The sequence below is a fragment of the Vibrio sp. ED002 genome (genome assembly GCF_023277445.1).
In the GTDB taxonomy this organism is placed as follows: Bacteria; Pseudomonadota; Gammaproteobacteria; order Enterobacterales; family Vibrionaceae; genus Vibrio; species Vibrio jasicida.
The window spans coordinates 3,310,028-3,328,300 of record NZ_CP080238.1 but is presented as its reverse complement, the minus strand read 5'-3'; the positions used below and the strand labels follow the sequence as shown (position 1 = coordinate 3,328,300).

Below are 18,273 nucleotides of genomic sequence, written 5' to 3'. Positions count from 1 at the left end.
GTTGCTTCTTGATAGGATGCTTAAACAGCCAAAAACAACGCTACATCGGTCATTCATAACGCAAACCGATGAGTAAAAAACAAAAAGAAAAGGAATTAATATGACGATCACCATGTTCGGCATCCCAAACTGCGACACAATTAAAAAAGCCAAAAAGTGGCTAGAAGCAGAAAACGTAGCATTTGATTTCCACGATTACCGTAAACAAGGTATCGACGCTGCAATGGTTACTGAATTTTGTAACGCCTTGGGATGGGAACAAGTCCTCAACAAACGCGGCACGACTTTCCGCCAACTGACTCAAGAACAGAAAGATTCACTAAACGCAGAGAACGCGATTGCTCTATTGGTGGAAAACCCAGCAATGATTAAGCGTCCAATCTTGAAAGTGCAAGATCAACTTCATGTCGATTTCAAAGCAGACCAATACGCGACCATTTTTAACTCTTAATGTAAGGAATACTCAAGGATGACAGACAGTCCAGTACTGGCACTCGCTAAAGACCTGATCAGCCGCCAGTCCGTAACGCCTGAAGATGCAGGCTGTCAGGATGTAATGATCGAACGCCTCAAAGCACTAGGTTTTGAAATCGAAGTGATGGTGTTTGAAGACACCACAAACTTCTGGGCTCGACGTGGTACAGAAGCGCCACTGTTTGCTTTTGCCGGTCACACCGATGTGGTACCTGCGGGCAAGCTAGAGCAATGGGACACCCACCCATTTGAACCAACCATTATCGATGGTTACTTACATGGTCGCGGCGCGGCAGATATGAAAGGCTCATTGGCTTGCATGGTGGTAGCGGTAGAACGTTTTATCGCAGAAAACCCAAACCATAAAGGCTCTATTGGCTTTTTGATCACTTCTGACGAAGAAGGCCCATTCATTAACGGCACCGTTCGCGTGGTTGAAACCCTAATGACACGCGGTGAGAACATCGATATGTGTATCGTAGGCGAACCTTCAAGTACAGAAGTCGTTGGCGATGTGGTGAAAAATGGTCGTCGTGGATCGATCACTGGTGACCTAACGGTAAACGGGACACAAGGTCATGTCGCCTACCCTCACCTAGCAAACAATCCCGTTCACCAGTCTCTAATGGCGATTCACGAACTCGCGACAACCGAATGGGACCAAGGTAACGACTACTTCCCTCCAACCAGTTTCCAGATCCCGAACGTTTCAGCAGGTACTGGTGCATCTAACGTCATTCCTGGCGAGTTTAATGTTCAGTTCAACCTGCGCTTTAGTACCGAGCTAAGCAACGACATCATCGTTCAACGCGTAACAAAAACGTTAGACAAACATGAATTGGATTACGACTTAAAATGGACCTTCAACGGCGACCCGTTCTTAACAGATACTGGTGCGCTACTGGATGCTGTAGTTGCAGCAGTGGATGAAGTTAACAACACAAAACCAGCCTTGCTAACAACAGGCGGTACATCTGATGGTCGCTTTATCGCCCGCATGGGTGGTCAAGTAGTAGAACTTGGTCCTGTTAATGCGACGATTCATAAAGTGAACGAGTGCGTGAAAGTTGACGACTTAGAGAAGCTGACTGACATGTACGAAAATACATTGAAGCACCTGTTAGCAAAATAAGCCGCATAAGAGCGCACAACAACGTATTTAACGAGAACACCATGACACCAGAGCAACTTACCGGAATCACCGATTCGCATCTGCAATCGACCTTAGTCGGACAAAAGGCTTTTATGCTTCATCCTGAAGTGGCTGACGATTTGCTTAAGATGATTGAAGCGGCAACCGAAGCCGGCTTTAAGATGGAAATTGCCAGCGGCTTTCGTGATTTTCATCGCCAAAAAGCCATTTGGAACGGTAAGTTTTCTGGTGAATTGCCAATTCTTGACTCGAATTCCCAGCCTCTTAGCAAAGCAGAGTTAGGTGACGAAGAAAAGCTCATGGCGATTCTGCGTTGGTCAGCTCTGCCCGGTGGTAGTCGTCATCACTGGGGCTGTGACTTTGACGTTTATGCTCGCAACTTATTGCCACAAGACACAATGCTTCAATTAGAGCCTTGGGAATACCTTGATGGTCACCAGCGTGCATTCTATCAATGGTTAGCCGCTAACCTTGGCTCATTTGGCTTTTTCTTTCCTTATCAACAAGACTTAGGTGGTGTCGCTATCGAACCTTGGCACATTAGCCATAAAGCAGTAGGACAACAGTGCCTTGCGCACCTAACGCCTGCGCTGCTAAAAACTCAGCTGACGCAGCAAAATCAGATCGATAGCATTGCAGGGATTGAAGTCATACTGAATAATTTGGATAACGTCGTAGAACGATTCATTCAAAATATCACGCCGCCGGAGGCTCTATGATAGAACTGCTAACCAACCCTTGGGTCATTATCATCATAGTGCTCAGCATCGTTGTCGGTAATATTGCTGCGCTTAAGTACACTGCTAAGATGAAGTTTGGTCAGATGGATAAAGATCGTAAGAACGATTTAGACAAACTGAATGAGCTAGACAAAGAACGCTACGGCGATAAAGGCCAAAAGAAGAAAGACGAACCTCGTTAATTTAAGAGTGCTCTTTCACTCAAAATCGTAGACTGAACATTAGACCAAGGCATCGTATTCAGAAGATCAAAAAAGGGACCACTGAGGTCCCTTTCGTTTATCTGTCTTGAAGCCAATTGTAACTAGTCTTTCACAACCGCGGCTAAGACTGGCGCTAGTGATTTCAAGAATTCTTCTTCTACTGGCTTACCAGAAGAGTCAGTAATGTTGATTGAAGTACGGTTGCCTAAATCACCCAATAGGAAAGTGTACTTACCTGGGGCTAGATCAACTGGCTTCACGCCGATGTCATTCCAGAATTCATCATCTGGAGATGCGTACTTCGCGGTCACCGTACCTTGAGATTGGCTACGTTCTTCAATCTTGAAGCCCATCTTAGGTAGCGTATCTGGTAGACGATTCCAAACCACATTGTACTGAGCACGAGCGATGATCACTGGCAGGCCACTGCGATCTTTACCCATTGTGATAGGGATGTGCTTCACAAGCTCTTGCGCCTTACGCTGTGCTTCTTCACGAACGTGTTGATCATAACGCGCCGTTACCAAGTTAGTCATAAACACGTTGTAACGCTCACGGTTAGTACGTGTCACTTCTTTGACTTGGTTGCCTTCGCGCCAGTCAATCAAGCTAACCTTAAAGCCATGACGACCATTCATCTCACCACGAGTGATTTCGTATCGGCTACCGATTTCCATCTCTTCGTCTGGTGAGTTCCAAGTGACCCAACCGGTTTCAATGCGGTTGTCAGTTTGGCTTTCTACAGGAATCTTGTTCTCAGAAACCATCTCTTGAACCGTTCGCCAAACTTTATCCAATTCATCCTTGCGAAGCAGCCATAGTGTCACTTCACCGTCGCTGCTACGATCAAGACGAGCGCCAGGAATCAGTTCCAGTACTTGTTGAGGTGGGCGAATATCCACGTTTTTGCCAATACCGCCGCTGTAGTTTCCTTGAGGAATGCGGTAGTTAGGGTAAAACTGAGGAACAGCACCTGCGGGTACACTCCACTCTTCCAAAGATGGGGTGTTCAAATACTCGAAGTCGTCTTTTGCTTGACGACGTTGGTTGGCACCGCCTGAACAGGCAGTCAATACGAATACAGCTAGTGAGCTTAACACTAACTGGCTTGAAAGCTTCATTTATACTCCTAAAACACTGAGGGCGTACTTGCCCCCAGCATGAACTTCAATCCTAGTCACTCAATCTTAATAAATGCGGGCGTCTGTTAACGCTTGTTCCACAACTGGCTGAGATTTTTCAGAAAGCTCGACAAGAGGAAGACGTAAACCACCTTCTTCAATCAAACCAAGCTTGTGTGCTGCCCATTTTACTGGGATTGGGCTTGATTCAACGAACAGATTTTTGTGCAGTGTCATCAAACGTTGGTTGATAACTTCTGCTTCTTCGTACTTATCTTCACTTGCCAAATGGAACATGTCAGCCATGTCTTTAGCCGCAATATTATTCGTTACCGAGATAACGCCGTGACCGCCAAGTTTAACAAATTCTAGGCCAGTCGCATCATCACCACTTAGTAAGATAAAATCTTCGCCACAAAGTTCACGGTGAAGTGCAATTCGGCTTAAATCACCGGTTGCGTCTTTTAATGCCACGATATTATCAAGCTTTGACAAACGTGCCACTGTCTCAGGCAATAAATCTACTGCAGTACGACCTGGTACATTGTACAAAATTAGAGGTACATCACTCGCTTCAGCAATAGCTTTGTAATGTTGGAACAAACCTTCTTGTGTTGGTTTGTTGTAGTAAGGCGTCACACTCAGGTAACCAGAGATACCAGAATCCGCTAATAATTTGCTAAACGTAACTGCTTCGTGAGTTGCATTTGCGCCCGTACCAGCAATCACTGGGATACGACCGTCCGCAAACTCAACGATTTTATTAACGACCTTTACATGCTCTTCAATGGTCAGAGTCGCAGACTCACCTGTCGTGCCTACTGCCACAATACCGTCAGTACCTGCTTCTACATGGTACTCAACAAGCTTTTGCAGACCATCAAAGTCTACTTCACCATCTGGCTTAAATGGTGTAATCAGCGCTACGATACTTCCTGAAAACATGTTTATCTCCCTCAATTTACTCTTTCTGCATGGTACTGTAATGCGATTGACAAACACAAGAGCGTAAACTCGCTTACAAAGTACAAATGAATGAATAATTACCAGTTGTTAGAGGTCTCGCAACTAAATTGTGAATTTTGTTCTCAATTCCAGCCATTCTGATAATCGTATTGTCTTGTGGCAAGCCATTACCCAACTCAGCTTGCCATCTTAAATTAGCCGCGGAATATACTCTTTCACCTTTAAGCTCAAGTCAGCACTGAGTGAATTAATAGAGTGCTCAACAACCAAAGTGTTCACATAATCAACAAAGCGTTTCCATGAGTTTAAAAAAAGAACTGACTCGACATTTCTCTGTTGTATCTGTGCTAACATCTCTCTATTGAAAGAAAGGACAAGAAGCTCATTTATGAAGCAACATCTGGTACTTACAGCGGTTGGAACGGATCGTCCGGGCATATGTAACCAAGTGGTTAGGCTCGTCACTCTTGCTGGCTGTAACATTGTCGATAGCCGTATCGCTATCTTTGGTAATGAATTTACCCTCATTATGCTACTTACTGGGAATGCCAGTAATGTCACCCGTGTTGAGACACAATTGCCACTGCTTGGGCAAGAACATGACCTTATTACCATCATGAAGCGAACGTCGGCGCACGAGTTGCTCGACAACAGCTACACCATGGAAGTGTTTATTGAATCTGAGGACCGCATCGGTCTTACGGAAAAATTCACTCAGTTCTTCGCTGATAAACAGATTGGCCTACATTCTCTTAGTGCGCAAACCATCAGTAAATCAAAAATTCAGCTCGATGCGGATCAATTCCACATCGCAATCACTGCATCAGTGAGTGCAGACTGTAACCTGATGCAACTGCAAGAAGAATTCGATGAACTTTGTCATACGCTCAACGTACAAGGTTCTCTAAATTTCATTAAAAACACACTATAAGTAAAGGAAATAATAATGAATACGCTGACAGCAGGCTCGCCAGCGCCAGCCTTCTCTTTGCTCGACCAAGATGGCAACACCGTTTCTTTAGGTGATTTTAAAGGTAAAAAAGTTCTGTTTTACTTCTACCCTAAGGCGATGACGCCGGGTTGTACGACCCAGGCAAAAGGTCTGCGTGATGTAAAAGCAGCGCTAGATGAACACAACGTTGTCGTTTTAGGCGTAAGTATCGACCCAGTAAAACGCCTTGGTAAATTCATCGAGCGTGATGAGCTAAACTTCACGCTACTTTCAGACGAAGATCATGCAGTTGCAGACCAATTTGGCGTTTGGGGCGAGAAGAAGTTTACCCTTAGAAAAAAAGAATGACAAAAAACCTTGATGTATTTTTATGACAAATCTATCTTTGATGTGTGGGTAGCATATCGAGGATTGTTTTGTGATAGAAACGTACAAAGAAAAATGTTCTGATGTTTATGATGACTACCGACTTCTTTCTATCGAAGTCGATACATTGGCAAAGCTTAAAGTCTTTACAAATACTGATACTGAACCAGGAGAAGTGACATACTCTCCCGACCTCTCTCCTTCCAATCTAGAATCACGCATAAAGAAAACCGATATCATCGTTGCCCCTGACGGTAGGGTGGTTTACCCACAATCTCTTTACCTAGTATCTAAATTGCGTGGTGAAGCGGCGGTAAAAGACACAGGTTCAATTGCAAAAGGTTTGCTGGCTTTCACTCGGTATTTAGATTCGACTCACTACTCTCAAGTTGATGAAGATGGTCATGAAATACCATGCGAATATCTAACGTATAAAACACTATCAAAGTACGAAGAGGAAGGCGCTCCTTGGCGATTTGCTGAGTTCCTGCTTGCGAACTGCAATGATATTGAGGGTTCTAGTGGCAGCGAGGCTTTTAGTTTATCTACCGCACGCACCTATATGGGCGTAGTAATTGGTTTCTATAAGTGGATGCAGAAATACGGCTACATCAAAAAGAACGATGACAATATCGTTACCCACTACACCATAGAAACAGTCCATCAGGAGTTAAACCAGCACGATATGCTGGCTCATACAAAATCTGGCTCTCAACGTACCTATGAAACGTCCAATATCATGAAGATGTTTCCTAAAAAACAAAATACGCCTGCTCATAAAAAACTCAAGCCGATGCACCCTGAACACAAGTCTTTATTTAATGAACATATAGTGTCACTCCCAAAGACGACAAAGCTCATCTTTCGCCTATGTGTTGAAGCAGGACTTAGAATTGATGAAGCCATTCACTTCCCCGCTCACAATATCGGTAACGCTGACTTCGGTGATTTAGAAACTGTACCTGTCAATATTACTCACACTAAAGGCAGTAAGGCGCGTACCGTAGAAATTCCCATAGAGCTGTACGAAGAGCTAGAGATACACAAAGAAAGTCATACGCAACTTAAAAACCTAAACAAGCGCAATGAGCTTATTCAGGCAGGCAGCGCAATAGACACCGTTGAGTACCTATTTCTTTCAAACAAAGGTGTGCCTTACTCAGCCAATACCTTAGAAACGCACTTTTCAAACCTTAGAAAGCAGATTCGCGAAGTGGATTCCTCTTGGTATTACCGAATTCATGATTTACGTTCTACCTTTGCGACCCACTGGCTTTGGGAGGAATCAAAAGAGCGAAGTGTTAGTTATGACTACCTTATGGGTGAGTTAGCAGAATTGATGGGGCATGTCAGTACATCGACCACTGAAAAGTACATTCAGTACATGAATAAACTGGACGACCAAATCAGCACAGCTAAGGCTAAAAACCTCAAAATAAACGGAGGTTGGTCGTAATGGCGAAAAGTAAAATCGCAAAACAGTCCAAATCCGTCAAGCGTGTGCGAAACAACCAAAACGTTGTTCCTTTGAACCTTGAGATTCCTTATAAGCACTCTAAATCAACAAAAGTAGAGCAGTTCGATGTTTCTCACCTATTACATTTAGGGTGTAACAAAGAAAACAAAAAAATAGACAGTCGAACCGTATTTATCAGGTCTTTTTGCAAAAAAGCTCAACAATATGTCAAGAATGGTAAGTCAGCAAAATCCGTCACAAGGCACTTCGAGACCTTACGCGCTTACCTTTCTTTTTGTGATGCGATAAATGCTGCCCCATTCACCGAAAATGGCTATTTGAAATATGCTGGCAACGATGGAGAGTTAAGGCATCGCATCAAGACATTTACCCCTTCAAAACGCCTGTGGGAATACAATGATGGTGATGAGTTAGGCATTAAAGAATCAAGCGCATCTGGAATACTTTCATCACTTCGCACTGCACTTGAATGGTGCGGTTTATCTGTTTCCGATTGGGCTAATAATCACCGAGGGTTTGGAGGGGAAAGGGCACCCTTTAAGGGGTACTCTGATGAAGAAGAAAAGCTTCTAGTAGAACGATTAGAAGCATTATTTTTCACCCTTGCGCCTCAGCTCATTGCTGCGAAAGAAAGCAGCACACCTTTACCCGACACCCTACCTCTTATCATTAGCCTTGGCTTGAATGAGGAAACACTTCAAATTCCGACTTCATTAGAAGTGAGAAAAGGAGTGCCCAAAAAAAATGGCACTGCTGTTAATCCAGCCTCAGCTTTTAACCTTGCGATGGGCGCTGCCTATCATTTAATGTGTTTTTTCACCTCACTGAATGACAGCAACATTCGTCAAATTGCCCACCCCATTGATGTTAAAACATCAGAGCGAGATAAGAGCTTACAAGTAGTCAAGGTCTCAAGCTATAAGGCACGTTCAAGCAGCGAAGTCGATGCCCTTTTGGTGGGGGAGTCGTTTGACGTTGATAAGCGCGATGGCGTGAAGTTTATAAAGCTGCTAGAGCGGTTATCCAAACTCTACGGCAGTGGTGAGGATGGCTCTGAGTTACTTTTTACTCTCAACGATAACGCAGAGGTCACTGATGCCTTTAATTTAAGAGAGGTGAATAAGAAGCTCTTTAACCAATTGCACCTGCTATCGCCCTATCGAGCGGGCAACCTGCCTTGGTTTAAAGAGTTGTTTTACGCCTACCGAAACCAACAAACCATCACGCTAAAAAAGACCGTGAGTCATTTAGGTCGCACGGTTGTGCTTAGAGAGGTAGAACCAACTTCCAAAGCTGTGGCTGGGAAAATGGCGACCAACAGTGCCTACTGCATTTTGTCTTGTTACACCGACTTGCCACTTAAAGGGATTTTACTACCACTTACCTACTCCGAAATTGATAGCAATGGCAATGTTACCGTTTCTTTTAACTATAGAAGTGGCGAAGTTGGGTATTTCAAAGTTCCCGCTTCTGATTTAACGCTTATTAAAGATATTGAGCAATTTGCGAAAGAAAAAGCAGACAGGCAGCCTAAGAGGCACGAACGAATGCTTTTAACAAGAACCTCTTCGAGGGGCGCTCCTCTTGATTGGGAAGGTATTAGCCCCATTTCGGGAAATCTCATGCATACTTGGTCTATTGAATCCAACCATTACTATATCCCCCTTCAATCAAGTCGCTGGCGAGAAATGAGCAGCAATCAAGCCTATGCGGAGGGCGGTATTCAAGCCGTTCAGAGCCTGCTCCAAAACAAACGAGACACAATAGAGAGAAGTTACGCAAACGGGCTTCCATCACTTAATAAAGTGATTCTCTCTCAAAGTATCGAAGTCATTGAAAACCTCTTTGATAATGACTTGGAGCAAGCAAAAGCTACTGTGACTGAAAGGCGCGGCATTCCGATACTGACATACGAGGAAGGTGAGAAAAAGCGTAAAACTAACCCCAATGGAATTGCTTGTGATGGGAAGCAAGTCATGATTGATGGTAAGAACACACAGCGAGAAACGAACTACGCGCTAGGTGTGGATTTACCTTGCGCCGAGTTTGATATGTGCCACAAGTGCCAATCTGCCAAAGCGGTGGATGACGTTGACGCTATTTATAAGCTTATTTCAACCATCGATGTTTTTAAGGAAGGTCTTGATATGTTTCCTGACTCGAAAGGGGATGCTCTAGAAAGAATCGAAGCGTATGAGTATACGCTAGATGGAGCAAGTGACGATGTATTCGATGAAGCCATGAAAAAATTCAATACCCAAGGTCGTCATCCAAGGGTGTCCATCGACCATGCAATTCTATTGATGTAATTGCGGAGGCTCACATGATAAAACTCTCTGACCCAGAACACCAAAACAAGCTTCTTAAAGCGCAACAAAGCGTTGGCGCTCATACAAATTACTTAATGGATGTATTAAAGCCAGCGATAGAACGCGGGGATTGGGATGAACTCGAAGCGCTTGATATAGGCTTTACGGTGACAGGTGAATCATTAGGTAAAATTGGTAATAATGAGGCTTGGAAGAACTTGCAACCTCATTTTGAGCCGCAACCAGAGAGGTACCAAACCCTCGATTTTACCAACGATGGTAAAGTAATTGAGCGCAACCTAAAATTTGAGCTTATAACTCTCATCCTTAAAATGATGTGGCTTTCACCTCATAACCACTCCTTTGCCACTCTTTATACGGCGCTAACTGATCTAAAAAAAGTCATCAAGCCGCTTTTAAATGAAGGGTTTAACACGCTATCAGCGCTTAACTTTGAACTACTCGAAACTTGGGTGCTAACGGGCTTTACCGATATCAACTTCAAAAGATCTAAAATTTACAACGGGTTAAATCGCCTTTACAAAGATGCCAAAGGTTTACCCTTTGAGGTTAATTTAAACAAAAAGCTTAGCGCCTCAGATTTTGGTTTAACTATTAAAGAAGCTAAACAATATACCGTCATTCCACAAAGGCTCTACTATATGGGGCTTCAAAAATCGGAAGAACTAATTAATCAGGCTTATGCTGTGCGTCACGAGCTAGAGCAACTGGCAGATTACATCACCTCGTATGTAGACAAAACCTATGGTGGTTATGCTAAGTATCTTGTCAGTGGTGAGGCTAGAAAAAAGAACGGGGATATTACATGGTATTTAGAAAAGAATATAAATAATAAAAAGCGCACTATCGCTTTCCAGCAAGCCTTCACCGCACTTAACGCACCAAATGAACAAGAGGCACTGGCTCTCCTAGAGCTTCATAATCCAAAGATACTGAACGAGTATTTAGATAGGTTCCACACAGAGCGAAAACTAACGATTGGGCAGTGGACAATCACCAACTTAAAAGAGGCGCGAGCACTTTTCAAAAAGCTCAACGGTGGCTGTATATGGGGCTTAATGGCAAGAACAGGAATGAGAGGCGATGAAATGTATAACCTGAATACCGCTCAGGGCTGTACAGAGGATATCATTGACCGCCAAACTATATACGTTATCCATGCAAACCTTTCAAAGACAGCAAAAGGCTCTCAATCAATTCAAGATGAGTTTGTCACTACCGAAATTGGCATGAAAGCTTATGAAGTCCTTCAAGCGATGCATACACCACTTAGAAAAATACATCCTAGCTCACAATCCTTCTTTCATAAAACAAAACAGGACTTTAGTGAAATATCTAAAAACCAAATAGGAAGACAATCTCCAGACTGGTTTAAAGATGTAATGGGTGAAGAGCTTACGCTCACCAATGCAGATTTAATTGACCTAAAAGTATCCGACCCTAACTTATCTTTTGAAGTGGGTAAGAATTACGAATTTACACCACACCAACTTCGCCGCTCCTTTGCTTACTACTTGATAGGCTTTGAGCTATGTCACTTCCCGCAACTCAAACAACAGTTCAGTCATGTGTCTATGGCAATGACACGGCATTACGCTAAAAATGCCAGTAAATTTCAAAAAATCAGGCAAAAGAAAAAGACACTTGCGAACGAAATTGATAACGAGCGAATTGACCAGAAAGCTCGTGTCTATTTGAGTATCTATAAAAAATTAGCAAACAAGGAAAGAGTTGCAGGCGGTAAAGGTAAAGAGTTTGCTAAAAGCATGACCAAAACAGACCGTAACTTATTCAAAGATAAAGTGGATAATGACATGCTTTCTCTTAATTTCTGGGAAAAGCAACTTCGAGATAAAAAACGACACCTTCATGCGGTTGCGCCTGGAATATATTGCACTTCAACCACTTGTGGATTAAGAACGCTTGTTAACCTACTTGAATGTGTAGATTGCAAGAATGACTACATCGTGGATGCCGTATTCGCTGAGGCGATGCGTAAAGAAGCTGAAATTCACATGCTTTACGATATTGAAAATAATGAACTCACCCCACAAACTGCCGCTCAATCTTACGCTAAGATTCAAGCGGCTGAACGTATTATGAGTGATTTAGGTATCGACTATGAACCTGTTGTTTTCCCTAATGAAGTTGCGGATTTACTCATCCCATTTGGAGTGGTTTCATAATGTCACAGGCAACAAAAAAGAAACTAATTGACGCATTAGAAAGGCTGCTGAGCGGCGATGTATCAAAACTAACATCGAGAGAGCTGCGTAATAAGGCACGTAAAGGCAAACTCAAAATCAACAACAGTAGCGTTGAAAAAGAAGCAGGGCTTTCTGCTGGCGCACTAAGAAGACACAGCGATGTCGTTCTGATGATAAAAAACAAATCATTAGAAGTACAAGTTGCTCAAGATGAGAATACAGACTCCCCTATTGAAGTGCTTCAAAAGGAAATAAAGGCACTCAAAGGTGAGCGGACTCAAGCCAACAAGAAGAAAAAAGAGTATTACGATGAGGCTCAAAGCCATAAAGAGGCATTGGCTACTCAAGCAGCTATTCATGTGAAAGTAGTTCAAGAGCTTATGGATATGCTGCATGAGAGTCAGCGAGAAAAAGCTATGGATAAGATCGCCTCGACTCGTTTAGATAATGTGGTTGCACACCAATTTAGAAAACCGAAGTAGTTAGTTAGCTCTACCATTAAAGTTTGTCCTGTTTGGAATAATCACTAGACAGGACACTGAGTTATCGATAAAAATGTACACTCTAACGTAATAAAAGTGCTCTAAAAAGGACGTGGCGAATAACGCTACGCCACACACCATTAATTGAGAAAGTAAGGATTAGACCGATGGCAATAGAAGTTGGACAAACTGCACCAGATTTTACCCTGAACGACCAAAACAATAACCCAGTGACGTTATCTGAGCTTCAAGGAAAGAAAGTGCTGCTGTACTTCTACCCACGAGCTTCAACACCTGGCTGTACCGTTCAGGCTCAAGGTCTGCGTGACACTAAGGCTGAACTAGATACTCACAATGTTGTTGTGCTTGGTATTAGCCCTGACACCCCAAAAAAGCTGACGAACTTTATCAACAAGCAAGAGCTTAACTTCACTCTACTAGCTGATGAAGAGCACGAAGTTTGTGAGAAGTACAGTGTTTGGCAACTCAAGAAGTTTATGGGCCGTGAGAATATGGGCGTTGTAAGAACAAGCTTCCTGATTGATGAGTCTGGCAAACTTGAGCATGTGTTTAACAAGTTTAAGACCAAAGATCACCATGAGGTTGTATTGGGCTACCTAAACAACAAATAACCGTTCATGTTCAATTAACTAGGCAACTTGGGGGCAGGCATGATTGGCTACATTCGAGTATCAGACTCACAAAAAGCCGATGGCGAATCACAACGAGAAGCGATTAAGGCGTACGCTGCTAAACGTGGCATACAAATATCAGATTGGATCGAAGAGCATGTGTCTGCCACCAAAACAGAACTGCGTGAGCGAAAGTTATCTTCCCTCATCACCTCGCAACAAAGCATCATCGTATCGGATATCACTCGACTAGGTCGCCAAAAGTTAATGGAGTTGGTCGGTGCTATAGGCCAGATAGCCTCCTACGGTGAACTGCATTTGGCATACAGTGACACCATCATTAACTCAGAAAACGTTGATAACGCTGAGATCATTTTTACCGTTATTGGACAGTCGTTTGCCAGCGCAGTAGAGGCTCAGAAACGCTCTGAGCGAGCAAAAGCGGGTCATGCTAAACGCAAGGCCAAAGGACTATCATCTGGCCGCCAGAAGGGACAGAAGGTTAAATCCAAGCTTGATGAGCATACAGCGTTCATATTGAATATGCTTGACTCTGACAAGTCAAAGGCTGAGGTTTTAAGAAAGCTTAGTGACAAAGGGGTACAAGTATCTCGGAGTCGTTTCTACTCTTGGCTGGAAGACCGTGGCCTGCATAACAAGAAAGCTGAGTTTCAGGCAGACATGTTCACTGAGTAGCCGACTCAGTGCTGATTACCTCTTAATCATTCTTTGCTAGCTCACTTTTGCCCCAAAGCAAGCTAGCTACCGTTTAAGCCTCACGTCTCTGAATCATCATTTGGCCTATTTTTCCTAATGCCTGTAATGCTACAGGATCGCGGGAACATCTCCCCTTGTTTAACGAACACTCAACCTAGTAACCAAAGTCTTTCACATCAACTTCTAGCTCTCTGACTTGAGAACCTATTTTCTTATGGAAGTGGTAACGAATTTCTTCATCAGCCATATTGGTCAAATCAAAACTAAAATATTGAACTAAAACCTCTTTCATCTCAGGTATGTCATACTGGTCGAAGTTTGGTACATAACTGGTGTTATATTTGTTGTGGCTAATTTCTTTGAAAGTGCGAACAAACTTTTTAGGTTTGATTTCTACCCCAAAACGCTTACATAGGCGCAGGACATAATGATCTAATCTGTGGAGTAGCTTTTCATCATTGATCTCAGCGAAGAAAAATTGCCAACCCTTACATTTCTTCTCAAACACACATCCAGTGATTCGTAGGTTCAATCGCCATTCCAAAATTTTTAAGCTCTTATTTTTAGAGTGCTTATAGCTTGTGAAAATCCCAGCAAGAGAAGCCTTTAACTTTTCAATCGAACCGTTTCTTGCAGAGATATGCTCATTGGTGAATTGATACCCAAGATAATCAAAACCGTTGGCAAGTGAGTCAATTTTTGACTTCTCTGGTACTTTCACAGGGCAGTGTATTTTTAAACCAATATTGCGAAACTTCTTGATAATGATTTGTGCTAGATCGTGTGCTTGATCAGCAGAACAAAGAACTAATACATCATCAACGTAGCGGTAGCATTTTACGTTAGGCAATTCAGATAAAAATTTGTCAATGTTTTGGAGGTAGATGGCTGCAAGGATGTTGGAAACAGCCAACCCTTGAGGTACGCCGACTTCACTTGGCCTATCATCCTTTCTCGAAACTAAAACTGAAGGGGCGGTGACAGCCGAAAAGATCATGTCTAGTATGTGATCTTGCCTAATGCGCTTTCTCAATTGAGAGCGTAGGTTTTTATGTCTTATTGATGGGTAAAAATTCGAAACATCTAACTTAATATAGCTATCAAAGTCACCAGATAAAGCGTGAGCCTTGACATCTTTAATGACATCTTGAGGAAGCGTGAATTTCACTGATTCTGCAAATCGGTCTTGTAGAAAGTTACACATAGCACGTAATGCAATTCTATCTCTCACTGTAGGGATAGAGATTTCACGAGGGGCTTTATTTCTCCCTTTAGTCAGCAACTTTAACTTGTACTTGGAAAACGCATACGAACCTTCAATCATTTTACGAGAAATGATTTCAACTTGCGGGTCTAACTGTTTTCTAAAAGAATACTGATTCATATTGTCTATGCCAGTAGCACCAGAATATACAATATGATTGGAAAAGATTTCTTTTAGATTCTCGTACCTAAACTCTTTATTAAATTGGTCTTGTACACGCATTTTATCCACCAGTACAAGTTGGAGTGGATAAGAATAAAGACGAGTTTAATGCAAGCAATATCAGTACTGGCAAGACATAGAAAAACACAAGGGTTAACAACCTAGTAACAAAATAAGATACTGCTAAAAACCAGTGATGTGATGTTGGTATTCTAGTAAGAGCTTGTTTTGGTTGTTGTTTGTTTTCCGAGGTGTCTGAATGGAAATCTTTGCTTACTTGTCTTACGGTGCTGGTACTTGCCCAATACTCTTGGCATAGTGCGATGGCAAAATCTTTGTCAGTGTGGTTTTCACAAGCATTTAGCTTAGACTCGTAGGTTGTTGATAAATTGGCCAAATCAGCATTTGGCTTGGAGGCTTGATGCATAATGCTATTCAAACTTTCATAACATTCTTTGATTAGGTTTGCTCTTTCCTTAAATGAAAGCCCGTTGATGAATCCTGAAATGCAAAGTACGAGAACAGAATATACAACCCAAGAGATCGCTTCGATTCCATTTTGTGGGTTCTTTAGATAATAAACGGATACGGCGACAGAGAAGAATGAATACCAGAGTAGTATTACTTGTGAGTGAAAGGCGTTAGACAAAAGTCGTTTTTCAGTTTGAATTCGTGCTTTTCTTGTCCACCAAATATTGTCTGCTAAAGCCACCATCTTCTCCTAATGTTGGGGGTGTGCTTCATAGAGGTAGTTTAGTTACAATAAGTTAACACTCCTACTGGAGTAAGCATATACGAGATACACTAAGGGCGAACCCTTCGAAATTAGTTTCACTCTTACTGCTAAGAGTGGACAGCTACTAAGAACCGCCACCACTATGAAACACAGTGTGTATGGTACATTTTCGGAGTTCGAGGCTCAATAATTTTTTGTTACCGCTAAGCTAGTTTCCATACTTTAAGTAATTAAAGAATCACTAATTTAGAAAAAATCACTGACAAAGTTTTGTCCAGAGACGTGCCAGCTCGATAACCGCTAGCAGTTTGTGCCCCTAAGTGTGCTATGACTAAAAGTGGTAATTCATATAGTTAGGTATTTTGGCTATACAGTAAGTAATAGGTGGCAAAAGGAATTACTTGGCCCATAGTTGCACGTATAGCTAACAACGACAAAAAGGAGCTGATGCAGCAGCGAAGAACGCCTCCTCATAGGAGACGTCTTTTATCTACATTTCCGCGTTAAGCTGGATCTTTCAAATTCGGCTTATCGGCTATAACAAAGGGCTTAAATTCAGTGTGGGTAATGCGCGTTTTGTCCAGCTTATTCTTTGCCGTCCATTGAGTATTATCTCTTAGATATTTTCTGTTGTATTCAGATTTCGATTTACCAACCAGCCCTAAATGATAATCCATTTCATGATCTTCGCTAAAATTCACGTAATCCCAATCGTTCATCGGAAAACCTCTTTCTAAGTTTATGCAATATTGCACATATAGATATATGGGTGCTTGAAGGGGTTTTCAAGGAGGAGCGCATGTTTTTTAGGATGATTATTGATTATATGGAGTATTGGGGGAGCGCCCCCTTTTTTGTGCCAGTAGCAACTAAACCAGAATCAAAAGAATCAAGGATTGCAACTTGCTTATTGGTGGTTCCTATACTTGAGCTAATGCGAATATTACTAAATTAGAAAGATTGCTATCACGGAAATGTCCAAAACCGTTACAGCCGGAGCATCTTAACTAACTCGAAAGGGATTATTCATCTGTCTCGGTTAGTTAGAGCATTCACTTTCGCAGGTTACCTTTACATGAAGCGAACAGATAGTAATTGGCGTTATCTGTGAGTATGAAACGTGGCTTCAAAAACAAAACACCACTATCGAGAAACTGATACACTATAACTTGGAGTAAACATGTTAAGAGTTACTTGTATGAGAGCAAAGTGGATATGGATATTGAGACTTTATTAAGCATTACATCCGATACTCCTGATGAGTTAAGAGCAGCTTTGTTTGAAATGTTGAGTGAAGCTGATAGTTACTTTGGTCATCGTGATTCAACGATCGCTTGGCTAACTAAGCCTAATGTTGCTTTCAAGTTCCGTACGCCGGCCTCTGTATGTGATGATACTGAGGGGGTAGAATTAGTTATGGAGCAAATTAATCGTTTGAAGTTCGGTTATCTAGCATAGCCTACACAAGATCATGTGATAACTTGTGACATCACCCCAAGACTCGTTGATCTATGCGAGTTAAAAGAGCCTTCAAATATTATATTCAAAAAAGTAGCGATTAATTTTTTTAAAAAATAGTAAAAATTTAATCTTAATTAACAATAATTTACATTTACAAAATTATAGTTTAACCGTTTTCTTCATAAATAATCTAAGTTTACTCTTCTTGATATAAGAAAGTTAAAAAACGAATAGAGGCGCCGAGTTTAAAGAACTACATCTTGAATAAAAGAGGCCATAAATTCCGTATGCTGAAAACTGGTCTGTTAATATTTATCTGATTTTTATTGTGTTTTTTAGAGAAAGATGGGGCTGGAAGTGAATTGGCTCTTTACGTTGCCTGAGCTTTTAACTTTGATCTATGCGAGTGAAATTTCAAGTAAATTGCTATTTCATATAGTAGCCTTCAGTCTCTCCTATTTTTTCCAAAGCTACATATGTATCCGTTATCGTTCAATTTTCTAATTGAGTGCTTCTGTGAAGTTTGCTTATTGAAGAAACAAAGCACACATTTGCCCCATAGTTTGTTAGTGCTAATACTCATACGAGCTTTATTCATTTGAGTTTTCCATATAAAAACTAATGTGTGTTTAATGGATAAGACAGAACTAAGTACATCTAATGGGGAGCTCTGGAGAGTAAAGTGTCAGTAAATTGTTGAAAAGTAACTCGACACTCTGCAAGCTTGATTTATGTTGACTACCTGTAACAGACTGATTATACGCATATTGCTTAAAGACATTACCTAAAAACTCTGTTAGATTTTTCGAGTAATTCTACACCCTTTTACC

Annotated in this window: 17 protein-coding genes and 1 pseudogene; 13 read left to right on the top strand and 5 right to left on the bottom strand. The window is 41.9% G+C overall.

Annotated elements, in window-relative coordinates; genetic code table 11:
* The first annotated feature begins 100 nt into the window (after window positions 1-100).
* From ITG12_RS15490 to ITG12_RS15475, 4 genes are read left to right on the top strand one after another with little or no spacing between them, the layout of a single operon-like run.
* Window positions 101-451 (top strand): ArsC family reductase, encoded by a 351-nt coding sequence (locus ITG12_RS15490; RefSeq protein ID WP_248873206.1) that lies wholly within the window; start codon window positions 101-103, stop codon window positions 449-451.
* An 18-nt stretch (window positions 452-469) separates the two neighbouring features.
* Window positions 470-1,606, top strand: a complete 1,137-nt coding sequence (gene dapE, locus ITG12_RS15485) for a succinyl-diaminopimelate desuccinylase (RefSeq protein ID WP_104028094.1) — start codon at window positions 470-472, stop codon at window positions 1,604-1,606.
* A 41-nt stretch (window positions 1,607-1,647) separates the two neighbouring features.
* A complete protein-coding gene (locus ITG12_RS15480; protein ID WP_104028095.1) occupies window positions 1,648-2,346 on the top strand; it encodes a M15 family metallopeptidase in 699 nt (232 codons plus the stop codon).
* Window positions 2,343-2,549, top strand: coding sequence for a DUF2897 family protein (locus ITG12_RS15475; RefSeq protein WP_248873205.1), 207 nt, complete (start codon window positions 2,343-2,345; stop codon window positions 2,547-2,549). The genes ITG12_RS15480 and ITG12_RS15475 overlap by 4 nt, the downstream gene beginning before the upstream one ends.
* Window positions 2,550-2,671: 122 nt before the next feature.
* Here the strand turns inward: ITG12_RS15475 and bamC are convergent, their stop codons facing one another.
* The gene (gene bamC / locus ITG12_RS15470; RefSeq protein ID WP_038879198.1) at window positions 2,672-3,691 is read right to left on the bottom strand and encodes an outer membrane protein assembly factor BamC; all 1,020 of its coding nucleotides are present in this window, start codon (window positions 3,689-3,691) and stop codon (window positions 2,672-2,674) included.
* 66 nt (window positions 3,692-3,757) lie between these two features.
* Window positions 3,758-4,636: a 4-hydroxy-tetrahydrodipicolinate synthase gene (gene dapA / locus ITG12_RS15465; protein WP_038864767.1), complete on the bottom strand. Its 879-nt coding sequence runs from the start codon at window positions 4,634-4,636 to the stop codon at window positions 3,758-3,760.
* A gap of 409 nt (window positions 4,637-5,045) precedes the next feature.
* Between dapA and ITG12_RS15460 the strand changes: the two genes are divergently transcribed.
* From ITG12_RS15460 to ITG12_RS15425, 8 genes and pseudogenes are all read left to right on the top strand, one after another.
* On the top strand, window positions 5,046-5,588 hold the full coding sequence (locus ITG12_RS15460) for a glycine cleavage system protein R (protein ID WP_038864765.1): 543 nt from the start codon (window positions 5,046-5,048) through the stop codon (window positions 5,586-5,588).
* Between the two features lie 15 nt (window positions 5,589-5,603).
* Window positions 5,604-5,936, top strand: a pseudogene (gene bcp / locus ITG12_RS15455) (thioredoxin-dependent thiol peroxidase); the annotation flags it as partial.
* A 91-nt stretch (window positions 5,937-6,027) separates the two neighbouring features.
* Window positions 6,028-7,431 (top strand): tyrosine-type recombinase/integrase, encoded by a 1,404-nt coding sequence (locus ITG12_RS15450; RefSeq protein ID WP_017817792.1) that lies wholly within the window; start codon window positions 6,028-6,030, stop codon window positions 7,429-7,431.
* Window positions 7,431-9,761: a hypothetical protein gene (locus ITG12_RS15445; RefSeq protein WP_239928628.1), complete on the top strand. Its 2,331-nt coding sequence runs from the start codon at window positions 7,431-7,433 to the stop codon at window positions 9,759-9,761. The genes ITG12_RS15450 and ITG12_RS15445 overlap by 1 nt, the downstream gene beginning before the upstream one ends.
* A 14-nt stretch (window positions 9,762-9,775) precedes the next feature.
* Complete coding sequence (locus ITG12_RS15440) at window positions 9,776-11,968, top strand: tyrosine-type recombinase/integrase (protein WP_239923285.1); 2,193 nt, start codon at window positions 9,776-9,778, stop codon at window positions 11,966-11,968.
* Window positions 11,968-12,471, top strand: a complete 504-nt coding sequence (locus ITG12_RS15435; protein WP_182026969.1) for a bacterioferritin comigratory protein — start codon at window positions 11,968-11,970, stop codon at window positions 12,469-12,471. Before ITG12_RS15440 ends, ITG12_RS15435 begins: the two co-directional genes overlap by 1 nt.
* Before the next feature lie 167 nt (window positions 12,472-12,638).
* Window positions 12,639-13,103, top strand: coding sequence for a thioredoxin-dependent thiol peroxidase (bcp, locus tag ITG12_RS15430; RefSeq protein WP_239912502.1), 465 nt, complete (start codon window positions 12,639-12,641; stop codon window positions 13,101-13,103).
* 39 nt (window positions 13,104-13,142) lie between these two features.
* A complete protein-coding gene (locus tag ITG12_RS15425) occupies window positions 13,143-13,799 on the top strand; it encodes a recombinase family protein (protein WP_182026971.1) in 657 nt (218 codons plus the stop codon).
* A 175-nt stretch (window positions 13,800-13,974) separates the two neighbouring features.
* Here ITG12_RS15425 and ITG12_RS15420 read toward each other — a convergent pair whose 3' ends face one another.
* The 3 genes from ITG12_RS15420 to ITG12_RS15410 all read right to left on the bottom strand — a co-directional run bounded on the left by ITG12_RS15420 (window position 13,975) and on the right by ITG12_RS15410 (window position 16,701).
* The gene (locus ITG12_RS15420) at window positions 13,975-15,306 is read right to left on the bottom strand and encodes a reverse transcriptase domain-containing protein (protein ID WP_248873204.1); all 1,332 of its coding nucleotides are present in this window, start codon (window positions 15,304-15,306) and stop codon (window positions 13,975-13,977) included.
* 1 nt (window position 15,307) lies between these two features.
* Window positions 15,308-15,961, bottom strand: coding sequence for an SLATT domain-containing protein (locus tag ITG12_RS15415; protein ID WP_058666658.1), 654 nt, complete (start codon window positions 15,959-15,961; stop codon window positions 15,308-15,310).
* A gap of 524 nt (window positions 15,962-16,485) precedes the next feature.
* Window positions 16,486-16,701, bottom strand: a complete 216-nt coding sequence (locus ITG12_RS15410; RefSeq protein ID WP_029837338.1) for a hypothetical protein — start codon at window positions 16,699-16,701, stop codon at window positions 16,486-16,488.
* Between the two features lie 496 nt (window positions 16,702-17,197).
* Between ITG12_RS15410 and ITG12_RS15405 the strand changes: the two genes are divergently transcribed.
* A complete protein-coding gene (locus ITG12_RS15405; RefSeq protein WP_125459496.1) occupies window positions 17,198-17,440 on the top strand; it encodes an MbcA/ParS/Xre antitoxin family protein in 243 nt (80 codons plus the stop codon).
* The last annotated feature ends 833 nt before the right edge of the window (window positions 17,441-18,273 follow it).

Coding starts and splice junctions, on each gene's coding strand:
- bcp (WP_239912502.1), top strand. CDS start 12,639: ATGGCAATAGAAGTTGGACAAACTGCACCAGATTTTACCCTGAACGAC.
- ITG12_RS15490 (WP_248873206.1), top strand. CDS start 101: ATGACGATCACCATGTTCGGCATCCCAAACTGCGACACAATTAAAAAA.
- ITG12_RS15460 (WP_038864765.1), top strand. CDS start 5,046: ATGAAGCAACATCTGGTACTTACAGCGGTTGGAACGGATCGTCCGGGC.
- ITG12_RS15405 (WP_125459496.1), top strand. CDS start 17,198: ATGGATATTGAGACTTTATTAAGCATTACATCCGATACTCCTGATGAG.
- ITG12_RS15445 (WP_239928628.1), top strand. CDS start 7,431: ATGGCGAAAAGTAAAATCGCAAAACAGTCCAAATCCGTCAAGCGTGTG.
- ITG12_RS15475 (WP_248873205.1), top strand. CDS start 2,343: ATGATAGAACTGCTAACCAACCCTTGGGTCATTATCATCATAGTGCTC.
- ITG12_RS15415 (WP_058666658.1), bottom strand. CDS start 15,961: ATGGTGGCTTTAGCAGACAATATTTGGTGGACAAGAAAAGCACGAATT.
- bamC (WP_038879198.1), bottom strand. CDS start 3,691: ATGAAGCTTTCAAGCCAGTTAGTGTTAAGCTCACTAGCTGTATTCGTA.
- ITG12_RS15480 (WP_104028095.1), top strand. CDS start 1,648: ATGACACCAGAGCAACTTACCGGAATCACCGATTCGCATCTGCAATCG.
- ITG12_RS15410 (WP_029837338.1), bottom strand. CDS start 16,701: ATGAACGATTGGGATTACGTGAATTTTAGCGAAGATCATGAAATGGAT.
- ITG12_RS15420 (WP_248873204.1), bottom strand. CDS start 15,306: ATGCGTGTACAAGACCAATTTAATAAAGAGTTTAGGTACGAGAATCTA.
- ITG12_RS15440 (WP_239923285.1), top strand. CDS start 9,776: ATGATAAAACTCTCTGACCCAGAACACCAAAACAAGCTTCTTAAAGCG.
- dapE (WP_104028094.1), top strand. CDS start 470: ATGACAGACAGTCCAGTACTGGCACTCGCTAAAGACCTGATCAGCCGC.
- ITG12_RS15435 (WP_182026969.1), top strand. CDS start 11,968: ATGTCACAGGCAACAAAAAAGAAACTAATTGACGCATTAGAAAGGCTG.
- ITG12_RS15425 (WP_182026971.1), top strand. CDS start 13,143: ATGATTGGCTACATTCGAGTATCAGACTCACAAAAAGCCGATGGCGAA.
- dapA (WP_038864767.1), bottom strand. CDS start 4,636: ATGTTTTCAGGAAGTATCGTAGCGCTGATTACACCATTTAAGCCAGAT.